This is a genomic window from Streptomyces sp. 1-11, assembly GCF_007176755.1.
GTDB lineage: Bacteria > Actinomycetota > Actinomycetes > Streptomycetales > Streptomycetaceae > Streptomyces.
In genome coordinates this window covers 60547-74949 of the sequence record NZ_BJTV01000001.1, presented here as the reverse complement: position 1 = coordinate 74949, position 14403 = coordinate 60547, and the positions used below count along the sequence as shown (strand labels likewise).

General features: G+C 69.5%; 15 protein-coding genes. All 15 read left to right on the top strand.

Translation table 11 applies throughout. From position 1 onward, the window contains the following. The first annotated feature begins 186 nt into the window (after positions 1-186). Positions 187-408 carry a 50S ribosomal protein L31 gene (gene rpmE / locus TNCT1_RS00360; RefSeq protein ID WP_015657814.1) on the top strand — a complete coding sequence of 74 codons (222 nt, stop codon included), beginning with the start codon at positions 187-189 and terminating at the stop codon, positions 406-408. A gap of 108 nt (positions 409-516) precedes the next feature. Continuing rightward, positions 517-1584 carry a peptide chain release factor 1 gene (gene prfA, locus TNCT1_RS00355; RefSeq protein WP_143626899.1) on the top strand — a complete coding sequence of 356 codons (1068 nt, stop codon included), beginning with the start codon at positions 517-519 and terminating at the stop codon, positions 1582-1584. 73 nt (positions 1585-1657) lie between these two features. Further along, positions 1658-2497 carry a peptide chain release factor N(5)-glutamine methyltransferase gene (gene prmC / locus TNCT1_RS00350; RefSeq protein WP_143628234.1) on the top strand — a complete coding sequence of 280 codons (840 nt, stop codon included), beginning with the start codon at positions 1658-1660 and terminating at the stop codon, positions 2495-2497. A 52-nt stretch (positions 2498-2549) separates the two neighbouring features. After that, the gene (locus TNCT1_RS00345) at positions 2550-3197 is read left to right on the top strand and encodes an L-threonylcarbamoyladenylate synthase (protein ID WP_143626897.1); all 648 of its coding nucleotides are present in this window, start codon (positions 2550-2552) and stop codon (positions 3195-3197) included. Beyond that, positions 3194-3871 carry a protein-tyrosine-phosphatase gene (locus TNCT1_RS00340; RefSeq protein ID WP_143626895.1) on the top strand — a complete coding sequence of 226 codons (678 nt, stop codon included), beginning with the start codon at positions 3194-3196 and terminating at the stop codon, positions 3869-3871. Before TNCT1_RS00345 ends, TNCT1_RS00340 begins: the two co-directional genes overlap by 4 nt. Before the next feature lie 119 nt (positions 3872-3990). After that, positions 3991-5229, top strand: coding sequence for a serine hydroxymethyltransferase (glyA, locus tag TNCT1_RS00335; RefSeq protein ID WP_143626892.1), 1239 nt, complete (start codon positions 3991-3993; stop codon positions 5227-5229). Between the two features lie 151 nt (positions 5230-5380). Then, on the top strand, positions 5381-6712 hold the full coding sequence (locus tag TNCT1_RS00330) for an MraY family glycosyltransferase (RefSeq protein WP_143626890.1): 1332 nt from the start codon (positions 5381-5383) through the stop codon (positions 6710-6712). A gap of 288 nt (positions 6713-7000) precedes the next feature. Next, positions 7001-7438, top strand: a complete 438-nt coding sequence (locus TNCT1_RS00325) for a hypothetical protein (protein ID WP_143626888.1) — start codon at positions 7001-7003, stop codon at positions 7436-7438. A gap of 273 nt (positions 7439-7711) precedes the next feature. Then, entirely contained in the window at positions 7712-8482 is a 771-nt protein-coding gene (atpB, locus tag TNCT1_RS00320; protein WP_143628232.1) for a F0F1 ATP synthase subunit A, read from the top strand. A 69-nt stretch (positions 8483-8551) separates the two neighbouring features. Continuing rightward, the gene (locus TNCT1_RS00315; protein WP_053670587.1) at positions 8552-8791 is read left to right on the top strand and encodes an ATP synthase subunit C; all 240 of its coding nucleotides are present in this window, start codon (positions 8552-8554) and stop codon (positions 8789-8791) included. Between the two features lie 38 nt (positions 8792-8829). Continuing rightward, entirely contained in the window at positions 8830-9381 is a 552-nt protein-coding gene (locus TNCT1_RS00310) for a F0F1 ATP synthase subunit B (RefSeq protein WP_143626886.1), read from the top strand. Beyond that, a complete protein-coding gene (locus TNCT1_RS00305; RefSeq protein ID WP_143626884.1) occupies positions 9378-10193 on the top strand; it encodes a F0F1 ATP synthase subunit delta in 816 nt (271 codons plus the stop codon). The genes TNCT1_RS00310 and TNCT1_RS00305 overlap by 4 nt, the downstream gene beginning before the upstream one ends. A gap of 140 nt (positions 10194-10333) precedes the next feature. After that, positions 10334-11926, top strand: coding sequence for a F0F1 ATP synthase subunit alpha (gene atpA, locus TNCT1_RS00300; RefSeq protein WP_143626882.1), 1593 nt, complete (start codon positions 10334-10336; stop codon positions 11924-11926). Positions 11927-11947: 21 nt separating this feature from the next. After that, entirely contained in the window at positions 11948-12865 is a 918-nt protein-coding gene (locus TNCT1_RS00295) for a F0F1 ATP synthase subunit gamma (RefSeq protein WP_143626880.1), read from the top strand. Next, positions 12866-14302 (top strand): F0F1 ATP synthase subunit beta, encoded by a 1437-nt coding sequence (gene atpD, locus TNCT1_RS00290; protein WP_143626877.1) that lies wholly within the window; start codon positions 12866-12868, stop codon positions 14300-14302. Positions 14303-14403 lie beyond the last annotated feature (101 nt).

Here is a 14403-nt window from a genome sequence, read left to right as displayed (position 1 = left end):
GGACCCCCGCTCCCGGACCCGCGCGGGCCCCAGGGAAACCGCCGGGGAACGCCCCGGGAATAGACCGCCACGCCCCCCGGTTTTGGGGGATGGCGCCAGTCCTGGCAGACTGGTACGTCGGCTCCGGTTCACGCTTTCGCATCCCGCGGCTGCGACCCGGCGCCCTCCCGGAACCTAGGAGACACCTTGAAGCGCGACATCCACCCCGAGTACGTCGAGACGCAGGTCAGCTGCACCTGTGGCGCGTCGTTCACCACCCGTAGCACCATCGAGTCCGGCACCATCCGGGCCGAGGTCTGCTCCGAGTGCCACCCGTTCTACACGGGCAAGCAGAAGATCCTCGACACCGGTGGCCGTGTGGCCCGCTTCGAGGCCCGCTTCGGCAAGGCTGCCGGCTCCAAGAAGTAGCGAGCCCCATACCGCCGGTCCACGGTCGCGCCCTCTCGCGGGGCGTGCCCGGGACCGGCGTTTTTGGTCGCCCGCCCTCGTCCTCACCGCAGTATCAGGAGCCGAAAGATGTTCGAGGCCGTCGATGAACTCGTCGCCGAGCACGCCGACCTGGAGAAGAAGCTCGCCGACCCGTCGGTCCACGCCGACCAGGCGAACGCGCGCAAGCTGAACAAGCGCTACGCCGAGCTCACCCCGATCGTCGCCACGTACCGCTCCTGGAAGCAGACCGGCGACGACGTCGAGACCGCGCGCGAATTCGCCGTCGACGACCCCGACTTCGCCGCCGAGGTCAAGGAACTGGAGAAGCAGCGCGAGCAGCTCACCGAGAAGCTGCGCCTGCTGCTGGTCCCGCGCGACCCCAGTGACGACAAGGACGTCATCCTCGAGATCAAGGCCGGCGCCGGCGGCGACGAGTCCGCGCTGTTCGCCGGTGACCTGCTGCGCATGTACCTGCGCTACGCGGAGCGGATCGGCTGGAAGACCGAGATCATCGACGCCACCGAGTCCGAGCTGGGCGGCTACAAGGACGTGCAGGTCGCGGTGAAGGCCCGCGGGCAGATCGAGCCCGGCCAGGGCGTGTGGGCCCGGCTGAAGTACGAGGGCGGCGTGCACCGCGTGCAGCGCGTGCCGGCCACCGAGTCCCAGGGCCGCATCCACACCTCCGCCGCCGGTGTCCTCGTGACCCCCGAGGCCGAGGAGGTCGACGTCGAGATCAACCCGAACGACCTGCGGATCGACGTCTACCGGTCCTCCGGGCCCGGCGGCCAGTCGGTCAACACCACCGACTCCGCGGTGCGCATCACGCACCTGCCCACCGGGGTCGTCGCCTCCTGCCAGAACGAGAAGAGCCAGCTCCAGAACAAGGAGCAGGCGCTGCGCATCCTGCGCTCCAGGCTGCTCGCCGCGGCGCAGGAGGAAGCCGAGCGGGAGGCCGCCGACGCCCGCCGCAGCCAGGTCCGCACCGTGGACCGCTCCGAGAAGATCCGCACCTACAACTTCCCGGAGAACCGCATCTCGGACCACCGGGTCGGATTCAAGGCCTACAACCTGGACCAGGTCCTGGACGGCGACCTCGACCCGGTGATCCAGGCCTGCGTCGACGCCGACTCGGCCGCGAAGCTGGCGGCCGCGTAAGAGGCACGTACGAGTTACACGGAGGACTTGCGTGCAGTCACCACCTGGGGGGCGACCCCCAAGCCCCCGCAGTCTGCTGCTCGCCGAGGTGGCCCAGGCCACCCAGCGGCTGGCCGACGCCGGCGTGCCCTCGCCGCGCACCGACGCGGAGGAGCTCGCCGCGTTCGTGCACGGCGTGAAGCGGGGCCAGCTGCACTCCGTCGAGGACTCCGACTTCGACGCCCGCTACTGGGAGGTCATCGCCCGGCGTGAGCAGCGCGAGCCGCTGCAGCACATCACCGGGCGGGCCTACTTCCGGTACCTGGAGCTCCAGGTCGGGCCCGGAGTGTTCGTGCCCCGGCCGGAGACCGAGTCCGTGGTGGGCTGGGCGATAGACGCCGTGCGCGCCATGGACGTGGTCGAGCCGTGCATCGTCGACCTGTGCACCGGCTCCGGCGCCATCGCGCTCGCGCTCGCCCAGGAGGTGCCGCGCTCGCGCGTGCACGCCGTGGAGCTGAGCGAGGAAGCGCTCCAGTGGACCCGCAAGAACGTCGAGGGGTCCAGGGTCGACCTGCGCCAGGGCGACGCCCTGACCGCCTTCCCGGACCTCGACGGCCAGGTCGACCTGGTGATCTCCAACCCGCCGTACATCCCGCTCACCGAGTGGGAGTACGTCGCGCCGGAGGCCCGTGACTACGACCCGGAGATGGCGTTGTTCTCCGGCGAGGACGGCCTCGACCTGATCCGCGGCATCGAGCGCACCGCGCACCGGCTGCTGCGCCCCGGCGGAGTCGTCGTCATCGAGCACGCCGACACCCAGGGCGGCCAGGTGCCCTGGATCTTCACCGAGGAGCTGGGCTGGGCCGACGCGGCCGACCACCCGGACCTCAACAACCGCCCCCGCTTCGCGACCGCCCGCAAGGCGCTGCCGTGAGCACCCCGACGACTTCCAGCCCGCAGTACCCGCACGAGGAGGCTCGCTAGACATGGCACGGCGATACGACACCAACGACGCGACCGACCGTGTGACGGGTCTGCGCGAGGCCGCGTCCGCCGTCCGCCGTGGCGAGCTGGTGGTGCTGCCGACCGACACGGTCTACGGCATCGGCGCCGACGCGTTCTCCTCCGAGGCGTGCGCCGATCTGCTGGCCGCCAAGGGCCGGGGCCGCAACATGCCCAGTCCCGTCCTGATCGGCTCCCCGAACACCCTGCACGGCCTCGTCACGGACTTCTCCGAGCTGGCCTGGGAACTGGTCGACGCCTTCTGGCCGGGCGCGCTGACGCTCGTCGCCCGGCACCAGCCGTCCCTGCAGTGGGACCTGGGCGACACCCGGGGCACGGTCGCCGTGCGCATGCCGCTGCACCCGGTCGCCATCGAGCTGCTCACCGAGGTCGGCCCGATGGCCGTGACCTCGGCCAACCTCACCGGCCACCCGGCGCCGGAGGACTGCGACGCCGCGCAGCGGATGCTCGGCGACTCCGTCTCCGTATACCTCGACGGCGGCCCCACGCCCGGCAACGTGCCGTCGTCCATCGTGGACGTCACCGGCGAGGTCCCGGTGCTGCTGCGACAGGGCGCGCTCTCCCCGGAGGAGCTGCGGAAGGTCGTACCCGACCTCGAGGTGGCGAATTGACGGCCCCTGACGCGGGGCGTGGCATAGGCAGGGAGAGCGCCGCGGAGATCACGACGACGTTCGTCGGGCTCCCGCGCGACTGCTTCCGCATCCTCCACGTCAGCACCGGCAACGTGTGCCGCTCGCCCATCACCGAGCGGCTGACCCGCCATTTCGTGACGGAGCGGCTGGGGGTGCTCGGCGGCGGCCTGATCGTGGAGAGCGCCGGCACCTGGGGCCACGAGGGCGCGCCCATGGAGGCCAACGCGGAGACCGTGCTGGCCGAGTTCGGCGCGGACGCCTCCGGCTTCACCGGCCGCGAGCTGCTGGACGAGCACGTCATCATGGCCGACCTCGTCCTCACGGCCACCCGCGACCACCGCGCCCAGGTCATCTCCATGGGCCACTCGGCGGGCCTGCGCACCTTCACCCTGAAGGAGTTCACCCGCCTGGTGCGCGCCATAGACCCCGCCACGCTGCCGCCGCTGGAGGACGGCGTGGTGGCGCGGGCCCGCGCCCTGGTGCGCGCCGCGGCCGCGCTGCGCGGCTGGCTGCTGGCGCCGACCGCGGAGGCGGACGAGGTGTACGACCCGTACGGGGCGCCGCTGCCCTTCTTCCGCTCGGTCGGCGACGAGATACACGAGGCGCTCGATCCCGTGGTGACCGCACTGACCGGGGTCCCCGCCCGCGCGTGACGCGGGCGGGCGCCGCCCGCCCGTGGGACGCCCGCGCCGACAGGCGGGGCAACCCGCGCGTACCGGACATCCCGGGCCTACATTGGTCTCACGTCACCGTCGACCGCCCGGAGCCCGCCATGTCGGTCACCCGCACCCTCGAGACCGATGTCCTGCGGGAACAGGATCCCCAGCTCGCCGACATCCTGTCCGCGGAGCTCGACCGGCAGTCGACGACGCTCCAGCTCATCGCCGCCGAGAACTTCACCTCGCCGGCCGTGCTGGCCGCCCTCGGCTCGGCGCTCGCCAACAAGTACGCCGAGGGCTACCCGGGCGCCCGGCACCACGGCGGCTGCGAGATCGTCGACGTCGCCGAACGGCTGGCCGTCGAGCGGGCCACGGCGCTGTTCGGCGCCGAGCACGCCAACGTGCAGGCCCACTCGGGCTCCTCGGCCGTCCTGGCCGCCTACGCCGCCCTGCTGCGCCCCGGCGACACCGTCCTCGCCCTGGGGCTGCCCCACGGCGGCCACCTCACCCACGGCTCGCCCGCGAACTTCTCCGGCCGCTGGTTCGACTTCGTCGGCTACGGCGTCGACGCCGAGACCGGGCTGATCGACCGCGACCAGGTCCGCCACCTGGCCCTGGGCCACCGGCCCAAGGCCGTCGTCTGCGGCTCCATCGCCTACCCCCGCCACCTCGACTACGCCTTCTTCCGGGAAGTCGCCGACGAGGTGGGCGCGTACCTGATCGCCGACGCGGCGCACCCGATCGGCCTGGTCGCCGGGGGAGCGGCGCCCAGCCCGGTGCCGTACGCCGACATCGTGTGCGCCACCACGCACAAGGTGCTGCGCGGCCCGCGCGGCGGGATGATCCTGTGCGGGGCCGAGCTCGCGGAGCGGGTCGACCGGGCCGTCTTCCCCTTCACCCAGGGCGGCGCGCAGATGCACACGATCGCCGCCAAGGCCGTCGCCTTCGGCGAGGCGGCCACCCCGGCCTTCGGCGCCTACGCCCACCAGGTGGTCGCCAACGCCAGGGTCCTCGCCGGCCATCTGGCCGCCGAGGGGTTCAACGTGATCACCGGCGGCACCGACACCCACATGATCGTCGCCGACCCGGCGCCGCTCGACGTCGACGGACGCACCGCGCGCGGCCGGCTCGCGGCCGCCGGGATCGTGCTGGACTGCTGTGTTCTTCCGCACGGCGACGGCCGGGGGCTGCGCCTGGGCACGGCCGCGGTGACCACGCAGGGCATGGGGGAGCCGGAGATGGTCCGGATCGCCGCGCTCCTGGCCGCCGTCCTGCGGGACGAGGCGGAACCGGCCGCGGCGCGGGCCGAGGTGCGTGAGCTGACCGGTCGATTCCCGCCGTATCCGGGGTGAAACGGGCAGGTGGAAGGTCCGTGCGTCCGGCCGCGCGTGGTGGCGCACAGCCACCCGTGCAACCATCGTCGCTACCCGGAAGTCCTCATCCATATGCGTGCGTCGCTAGGGTGTGGGGCTGTGATGGCCAGCGAGACCTGTGGGGAAGCCCGTGCGTGAATACCTGCTGACGCTCTGCATCACGGCCGCGGTGACCTACCTGCTGACAGGGCCGGTACGGAAGTTCGCGATCGTGGCAGGCGCGATGCCGGAGATCCGGGCGCGTGACGTGCACCGGGAACCCACTCCGCGGCTCGGCGGGATCGCGATGTTCTTCGGACTGTGTGCGGGCCTGCTGGTCGCGGACCACCTGACCAACCTCAACGAGGTCTTCGCCAAGTCCAACGAGCCGCGGGCGCTGCTGTCCGGGGCCGCGCTGATCTGGCTGATCGGCGTCCTCGACGACAAGTTCGAGATCGACGCGCTGATCAAGCTCGGCGGCCAGATGATCGCCGCCGGCGTCATGGTCATGCAGGGTCTGACGATCCTGTGGCTGCCCGTCCCGGGTGTCGGCAACGTGGCGCTGACCCAGTGGCAGGGCACCCTGCTGACGGTGGCGCTGGTCGTCATCACGATCAACGCGGTGAACTTCGTGGACGGCCTCGACGGCCTGGCCTCCGGCATGGTGTGCATCGCGGCGGCGGCGTTCTTCCTGTACGCGTACCGGATCTGGTACTCGTACGGCATCGAGGCCGCCGCCCCGGCGACGCTGTTCTCGGCCATTCTGATGGGCATGTGCCTGGGCTTCCTGCCGCACAACATGCACCCGGCGCGGATCTTCATGGGCGACTCCGGCTCGATGCTGATCGGGCTGGTGCTGGCCGCCGGCGCGATCTCCATCACCGGCCAGGTGGACCCGGACGCGTTGGCCCTGTTCACGGGTTCGGAGAAGGCGGCGGTGCACCAGACGGTGCCCGTCTACATCCCGCTGCTGCTGCCCCTGACCATCATCGCCGTGCCCGCCGCCGACCTGGTGCTGGCCATCGTGCGCCGCACCTGGCGCGGCCAGTCGCCGTTCGCCGCGGACCGCGGCCATCTGCACCACCGCCTGCTGGAGATCGGCCACTCGCACAGCAGGGCCGTGCTGATCATGTACTTCTGGTCCGCGCTGATCGGCTTCGGGGCGCTCGCCTACTCGGTGAACTCGGCGTCGATGTGGATCGTGCTCGGTGTGGTCTTCCTGAGCGCCATCGGCCTGGTCCTGCTCCTGCTGCCCCGCTTCACGCCCCGGGTGCCCGCCTGGGCGCAGAACGTCGTGCCGCCCCGTTACCGCAGGCGCCGGCGCACGGCGGAGGAGCCGGCGCAGTCCGCGCAGACCGCCAGGGCCACGGCCCAGGAGCCGTCGGAGCCCGAGGAACGGACGCCTGTCACCGCCGGTACGACAGGGGTCAACGGGGCCACCGCCCTCGGCACCCGTTCGCGTATCGGCAAGGCCACAAGGTAAGAATCTGACTAGAGCATTGCCATCTCGTGGGGGAGCAAAGCTCCGCAATACCAGACAAAAGGGCCTGGTCTTTGCACAGACGCGCGCCACCACACTCATGTGTGACAGCAAGCACACCCAGCAGGTAAAGACCTCATCAAATAGTTTGTGATACGGTTCACGAGAACCCCGGATAGAACCGAAGGACCGTAGTGCGACGGTCCGCCGGTGTGAGGTCTCGACTACTCAGCCCGGGACTACGCTCGTCCATGACGACACCTGCCCCCCTGTGAAAGCGGAGTTGCCGCCATGCCGTCCAATGACGCCCGGAACCTACTGCAGATCGCTGTGCCCGCAGCGGCCGCCGGCGTGGTCGCCGTCGCCGTGAGCGCCGCGGTCGCGGGGGGCAAGGGTGCGCTCGGCGCGGCCGTCGGCACGGTGCTGGCCATCCTGTTCATGGGAATCGGCCTCTACGTGCTGCAGTGGACGGCGAAAACGCTTCCGCAGTTGTTCCAGGCCATGGGGCTGATGCTCTACATGGCCCAGCTCCTGCTCCTCCTCATCTTCGTCGCCGTCTTCAAGGGCACCTCTCTCTTCAACGCGAAGGCCTTCGCGGTGTCGCTCGTCGTCACGACCGTCGTGTGGATGGCCGCGCAGGCTCGAGCACACATGAAGGCCAAGATCTTCTACGTCGATCCCGACTCCGCGAAGAGTGAGAAGCACGAGAAGACGGGGCCGTCGTCGTGAGGGGTAGGGGCGGGATAAAGGCTTGTGAGATCTCCTGCTATCGTCCGGTGCCAACTGCGGCATCGCGGGCGCGGGCATCTGAGCTGACGCCTGCTCGATCGCGAGGCTCGATGCCCCCCAGCCGCCCCCACATCCGTTACACCAGTCCGGTGCCGATCAGCGGCCCTGCGCCGCGCCGACACAACGAGGTTGCCGTACCCATGCGTCACGCCGAAGGAGCCCGCGGTGAGTGCTGACCAGACCCAGCTCGCCTTTGACTGGAGTTGCCGGATCATGTCCGACAACGGGTGCGGCTTCCCGGCTCCGGGCCTGCACTCGTTCCTGTTCAAGCCGATGGCCACGGTCGGCGGCTTCGAATTCAACAAGGTGATGCTGCTCGCGCTCCTCACCACGGTCGTCGTCATCGCGTTCTTCTGGGCCGCCTTCGGCAAAGCGAAGGTCATCCCCGGCAAGCTGCAGATGGTCGGCGAGGCCGGCTACGACTTCGTGCGCCGCGGCATCGTCTACGAGACGCTCGGCAAGCGCGAGGGCGAGAAGTGGGTGCCGCTCATGGTCTCCCTCTTCTTCTTCATCTGGCTGATGAACATCTGGTCGGTGATCCCGCTGGCCCAGTTCCCGGTCGCCTCGGTCTTCGCCTTCCCCGTCGTGCTGGCCCTGCTCGTCTGGGTCCTGTGGGTCGGACTGACCTTCAAGCGCCACGGCTTCGTCGGCTTCTTCAAGAACATCACCGGCTACGACAAGTCGCTCGGCGCTGTGCTGCCGCTCGTCATGCTCATCGAGTTCTTCTCGAACCTGCTGGTCCGCCCGTTCACGCACGCGGTGCGACTCTTCGCCAACATGTTCGCCGGTCACCTGATGCTGGTGATGTTCACCGTCGCCTCCTGGTACCTGCTGAACAGCTGGATGATCCCGGCCGCCGGTGTCTCCTTCGTGATGACCGTGGCCATGATCTGCTTCGAACTTTTCGTGCAGGCCGTCCAGGCGTACGTCTTCGTACTGCTGGCCTGCTCCTACATTCAGGGCGCTCTCGCCGAGCACCACTGAGCCTCACCACCACCCCCGGTCGTCCGGTGGCCAACCCCCACCGGTCCGTAAAGAGAAGGAAGATTCACCATGGCTGCCACTGAGACCCTCGCCGCTGTCTCCGGTTCCATCGGTTCCGTCGGTTACGGCCTCTCCGCCATCGGCCCCGGCATCGGCGTCGGCATCATCTTCGGCAACGGCACCCAGGCCCTCGCCCGTCAGCCCGAGGCGGCCGGCCTGATCCGCGCCAACCAGATCCTGGGCTTCGCCTTCTGCGAGGCGCTCGCCCTCATCGGCATCGTCATGCCGTTCGTGTTCGGTACCAAGTAAGACATCCGTACCGACACGTATCGACGAAAGGCACTGATGTGATCGCCAACCTGGCACAGCTGGCGGCCGAGGAGACCGAGCAGAACCCGCTCATCCCGGCCGGCCCCGAGCTGCTCGTCGGCACCATCGCCTTCGCCATCGTGTTCTTCTTCTTCTGGAAGAAGCTGCTTCCGAACATCAACAAGGTTCTGGAGGAGCGTCGCGCGGCGATCGAAGGCGGCATCGAAGAGGCCGACGCCATGAAGGTCGAGGCCCAGAGCGTCCTTGAGCAGTACAAGGCTCAGCTCGCCGAGGCCCGGCACGAGGCCGCGCGTCTGCGCCAGGAGGCGCAGGAGCAGGGTGCCGCGCTCATCGCCGAGATGCGGGCCGAGGGCCAGCGGCAGCGCGAGGAGATCGTCGCCGCCGGTCACACCCAGATCGAGGCCGACCGCAAGGCCGCCGCGGGCGCGCTCCGCCAGGACGTCGGCAAGCTCGCCACCGACCTGGCCGGCAAGCTCGTCGGCGAGTCCCTCGAGGACCACGCCCGCCAGAGCCGTGTGATCGACCGCTTCCTCGACGACCTCGAGGAGAAGGCCGAGGCCACGCGATGAACGGAGCGAGCCGCGAGGCCCTCGCAGCCGCACGTGAGCGTCTCGACGCGCTGACGGACTCCACGTCCGCCGACGCGACGAAGCTCGCGGACGAGCTGACGGCCGTCACCGCGCTGCTCGACCGCGAGCCCGGCCTGCGTCGGGTCCTCACCGACCCGGCGCAGCCCGGTGAGGCCAAGGCCGAGCTGGTCCGGCGGCTGATCGGCGCCCAGGTCGGCACGGCCACCGTCGACCTGGTGTCGGGCATGGTCCGTACCCGCTGGTCGCAGCCGCGCGACCTGGTGGACGCCCTGGAGGAGCTGGCGAACGTCGCCGACCTCACCGCGGCGCAGAAGTCGGGCGCGCTCGACGACGTCGAGGACGAGCTGTTCCGGTTCGGCCGGATCGTCTCCTCCAACACCGAGCTGCGGGCCGCCCTCACCAACCGCTCGGCGGGCGCCCCGGCCAAGGTCGAGCTGCTGCGCCGGCTCCTCGGCGGCCGGGCCAAGCCCGCCACCGAGCGTCTGGTCGGGCGCCTGGTGTCCGCGCCGCGTGGACGTAGCCTGGAAGCGGGACTGGAGTCCCTGTCCAGGCTCGCCGCCGAGCGCCGGGACCGCATGGTCGCCGTCGTCACGTCGGCGGTGCCGCTGAGCGACGGGCAGAAGCAGCGCCTCGGCGCCGCCCTGACCAGGCTCTACGGTCGCCGGATGCACCTCAACCTGGACGTCGACCCCGAGGTCGTCGGCGGGATCCGGGTGCAGATCGGTGACGAGGTCATCAACGGCTCCATCGCGGACCGGCTGGAGGACGCGGCCCGCCGCATGGCGAGCTAGCGCAACCCCGGCAATCGAGAAAACGCAAGACGTGCTTACGGCCCTGGTTGGGCCGTGCAGAGGATTCACCTCGTTCAGGGGGGAGTCCCCATCCCCCCGCAGTGAAACTTCGGGCCCAACAAGGAGAGCAGGGAACCCAGATGGCGGAGCTCACGATCCGGCCGGAGGAGATCCGGGACGCACTGGAGAACTTCGTCCAGTCGTACAAGCCGGACGCGGCCTCGCGCGAGGAGGTCGGTACGGTCACCGTCGCCGGCGACGGTATCGCCAAGATCGAGGGCCTGCCCTCGGCCATGGCGAACGAGCTGCTGAAGTTCGAGGACGGCTCCCTCGGTCTCGCGCTGAACCTGGAAGAGCGCGAGATCGGCGCCGTCGTACTCGGTGAGTTCAGCGGTATCGAGGAGGGTCAGCCGGTGCACCGCACCGGTGAGGTCCTCTCCGTCGCGGTCGGCGAGGGCTACCTCGGCCGCGTCGTCGACCCGCTCGGCAACCCGATCGACGGTCTCGGCGAGATCGAGACGTCCGGCCGCCGCGCCCTCGAGCTGCAGGCCCCCACGGTCATGCAGCGCAAGTCGGTGCACGAGCCGATGGAGACCGGCTACAAGGCCGTCGACGCGATGACCCCGATCGGCCGTGGTCAGCGTCAGCTGATCATCGGCGACCGCCAGACCGGCAAGACCGCCCTGGCCGTCGACACGATCATCAACCAGCGTGACAACTGGCGCACGGGCGACCCGAAGAAGCAGGTCCGCTGCATCTACGTCGCCATCGGCCAGAAGGGCTCCACCATCGCCGGCGTGCGCCGCGCGCTGGAGGAGAACGGCGCGCTGGAGTACACGACCATCGTCGCCGCCCCGGCGTCCGACCCGGCCGGCTTCAAGTACCTGGCGCCGTACACCGGTTCGGCCATCGGTCAGCAGTGGATGTACGAGGGCAAGCACGTCCTGATCATCTTCGACGACCTGTCGAAGCAGGCCGACGCCTACCGCGCCGTGTCGCTGCTGCTGCGCCGCCCGCCGGGCCGTGAGGCCTACCCGGGTGACGTCTTCTACCTGCACTCCCGTCTGCTGGAGCGCTGCGCCAAGCTCTCCGACGAGATGGGCGCCGGTTCGATGACCGGTCTGCCGATCGTCGAGACCAAGGCCAACGACGTCTCGGCGTTCATCCCGACCAACGTCATCTCCATCACCGACGGCCAGTGCTTCCTGGAGTCGGACCTGTTCAACGCCGGTCAGCGTCCCGCGCTGAACGTCGGTATCTCCGTCTCCCGAGTCGGCGGCAGCGCCCAGCACAAGGCGATGCGCCAGGTCTCCGGCCGCCTCCGTGTGGACCTCGCCCAGTTCCGTGAGCTCGAGGCGTTCGCCGCCTTCGGCTCCGACCTGGACGCGGCCTCCAAGGCCCAGCTGGAGCGCGGTCAGCGCATGGTCGAGCTGCTGAAGCAGGACCAGTACCAGCCGATGTCGACCGAGGACCAGGTCATCTCCGTCTGGGCCGGCACCAACGGCCGCATGGACGACGTCCCGGTCGTCGACATCCGCCGCTTCGAGCGGGAGCTGCTGGACTACCTGCACCGCAAGGAGTCGGGCCTGCTCACCTCCATCCGCGAGGGCGCCAAGATGTCGAACGACACGATCCAGGCGATCGACGACGCCGTCGCGGAGTTCAAGAAGCAGTTCGAGACCTCGGACGGCAAGCTGCTCGGCGAGGACACTCCTGCCGCTGCCGCCAAGTGACGTAAGGAAGGGACCTGACTCATGGGAGCCCAGCTCCGGGTCTACAAGCGTCGCATCCGATCCGTCAGCGCGACCAAGAAGATCACCAAGGCGATGGAGATGATCGCCGCCTCGCGCGTCGTCAAGGCGCAGCGCAAGGTGGCGGCCTCCACGCCGTACGCGACCGAGCTGACGCGCGCGGTCACGGCGGTCGGTACGGGTTCGAACACCAAGCACCCGCTCACCACGGAGGCGGAGAACCCGGTCCGCGCCGCGGTCCTGCTCCTCACGAGCGACCGCGGTCTGGCCGGCGCCTTCAACTCCAACGCCATCAAGGCGGCGGAGCAGCTGACCGAGCGCCTGGAGCGCGAGGGCAAGCAGGTCGACACGTACATCGTCGGCCGCCGTGGTGTCGCCCACTACAACTTCCGTGAGCGCAAGGTCGCGGAGTCGTTCACGGGCTTCACGGACGAGCCCTCGTACGCGGACGCCAAGAAGGTCGCGGCGCCCCTGATCGAGGCCATCGAGAAGGAGACGGCGGACGGCGGCGTGGACGAGCTCCACATCGTCTACACCGAGTTCGTCTCGATGATGACGCAGACCGCGCTCGACGCCAGGCTGCTGCCGCTGCGTCTCGAAGAGGTCGCGGAGGAGACCGCCCCCAAGGGCGAGATCCTCCCGCTGTACGACTTCGAGCCGTCGGCGGAGGACGTCCTCGACGCCCTGCTGCCGCGCTACGTGGAGAGCCGGATCTACAACGCGCTGCTCCAGTCGGCCGCTTCGAAGCACGCCGCCACGCGGCGCGCGATGAAGTCGGCCACCGACAACGCGGGCGAGCTGATCAACACGCTCTCCCGGCTTGCCAACGCGGCCCGCCAGGCCGAAATCACCCAGGAAATCAGCGAGATCGTCGGTGGCGCCAGCGCCCTGGCCGACGCGACCGCGGGGAGTGACCGATAAATGACCACCACTGTTGAGACCGCGACGGCTACGGGCCGCGTCGCCCGGGTCATCGGCCCGGTCGTCGACGTGGAGTTCCCCGTCGACGCGATGCCGGACATCTACAACGCGCTTCACGTCGAGGTGGCCGACCCGGCCAACGCCGGCGAGAAGAAGACGCTGACCCTGGAGGTCGCCCAGCACCTGGGTGACGGCCTGGTCCGCACCATCTCCATGCAGCCCACCGACGGTCTGGTCCGCCAGGCCCCGGTCGTCGACACCGGCAACTCCATCACGGTGCCCGTCGGCGACTTCACCAAGGGCAAGGTGTTCAACACCCTCGGTGAGGTGCTGAACGTCGACGAGACCTACGACGGCGAGCGCTGGGGCATCCACCGCAAGGCCCCGAACTTCGACGAGCTCGAGTCGAAGACCGAGATGTTCGAGACCGGCGTCAAGGTCATCGACCTGCTGACCCCGTACGTCAAGGGCGGCAAGATCGGTCTGTTCGGCGGCGCCGGCGTCGGCAAGACGGTGCTCATCCAGGAGATGATCTACCGTGTCGCCAACAACCACGACGGTGTCTCCGTGTTCGCCGGTGTCGGCGAGCGCACCCGTGAGGGCAACGACCTGATCGAGGAGATGGCCGACTCGGGCGTCATCGACAAGACCGCCCTGGTCTTCGGCCAGATGGACGAGCCCCCGGGCACCCGTCTGCGCGTCGCGCTGGCCGGCCTCACCATGGCCGAGTACTTCCGTGACGTCCAGAAGCAGGACGTGCTGTTCTTCATCGACAACATCTTCCGCTTCACGCAGGCCGGTTCCGAGGTCTCCACGCTGCTCGGCCGTATGCCGTCCGCGGTGGGCTACCAGCCGAACCTGGCCGACGAGATGGGTCTCCTCCAGGAGCGCATCACGTCGACCCGCGGTCACTCGATCACCTCGATGCAGGCGATCTACGTCCCCGCCGACGACCTGACCGACCCGGCCCCGGCCACCACCTTCGCCCACCTCGACGCGACGACGGTTCTGTCCCGTCCGATCTCGGAGAAGGGCATCTACCCGGCCGTGGACCCGCTGGACTCCACGTCCCGGATCCTGGACCCGCGCTACATCGCCGCGGATCACTACAACGCGGCCATGCGCGTGAAGACGATCCTGCAGAAGTACAAGGACCTCCAGGACATCATCGCGATCCTCGGTATCGACGAGCTCGGCGAGGAGGACAAGCTCGTCGTCCACCGTGCCCGTCGTGTGGAGCGCTTCCTGTCGCAGAACACCCACGTCGCCAAGCAGTTCACCGGCGTGGACGGCTCGGACGTGCCGCTTGACGAGTCGATCGCCGCGTTCAACGCGATCTGCGACGGTGAGTACGACCACTTCCCCGAGCAGGCGTTCTTCATGTGCGGTGGCATCGAGGACCTCAAGGCCAACGCCAAGGAGCTGGGCGTCTCCTGAGCCCCGTGCTCTCGGTGAGGGGGCGGGTGCGTCCCGCCCCCTCACTCACGCCCTCTAGAATTGACCCCAACACCCGGCATCCCCGCCGGGTGGTGACCCGA

Bases quoted from the DNA above. Each gene is read 5' to 3' on its own strand.
- TNCT1_RS00325 (WP_143626888.1), top strand. From the start codon at position 7,001: ATGCCGTCCAATGACGCCCGGAACCTACTGCAGATCGCTGTGCCCGCA.
- prfA (WP_143626899.1), top strand. From the start codon at position 517: ATGTTCGAGGCCGTCGATGAACTCGTCGCCGAGCACGCCGACCTGGAG.
- atpA (WP_143626882.1), top strand. From the start codon at position 10,334: ATGGCGGAGCTCACGATCCGGCCGGAGGAGATCCGGGACGCACTGGAG.
- TNCT1_RS00295 (WP_143626880.1), top strand. From the start codon at position 11,948: ATGGGAGCCCAGCTCCGGGTCTACAAGCGTCGCATCCGATCCGTCAGC.
- TNCT1_RS00345 (WP_143626897.1), top strand. From the start codon at position 2,550: ATGGCACGGCGATACGACACCAACGACGCGACCGACCGTGTGACGGGT.
- TNCT1_RS00305 (WP_143626884.1), top strand. From the start codon at position 9,378: ATGAACGGAGCGAGCCGCGAGGCCCTCGCAGCCGCACGTGAGCGTCTC.
- atpB (WP_143628232.1), top strand. From the start codon at position 7,712: ATGTCCGACAACGGGTGCGGCTTCCCGGCTCCGGGCCTGCACTCGTTC.
- TNCT1_RS00315 (WP_053670587.1), top strand. From the start codon at position 8,552: ATGGCTGCCACTGAGACCCTCGCCGCTGTCTCCGGTTCCATCGGTTCC.
- glyA (WP_143626892.1), top strand. From the start codon at position 3,991: ATGTCGGTCACCCGCACCCTCGAGACCGATGTCCTGCGGGAACAGGAT.
- atpD (WP_143626877.1), top strand. From the start codon at position 12,866: ATGACCACCACTGTTGAGACCGCGACGGCTACGGGCCGCGTCGCCCGG.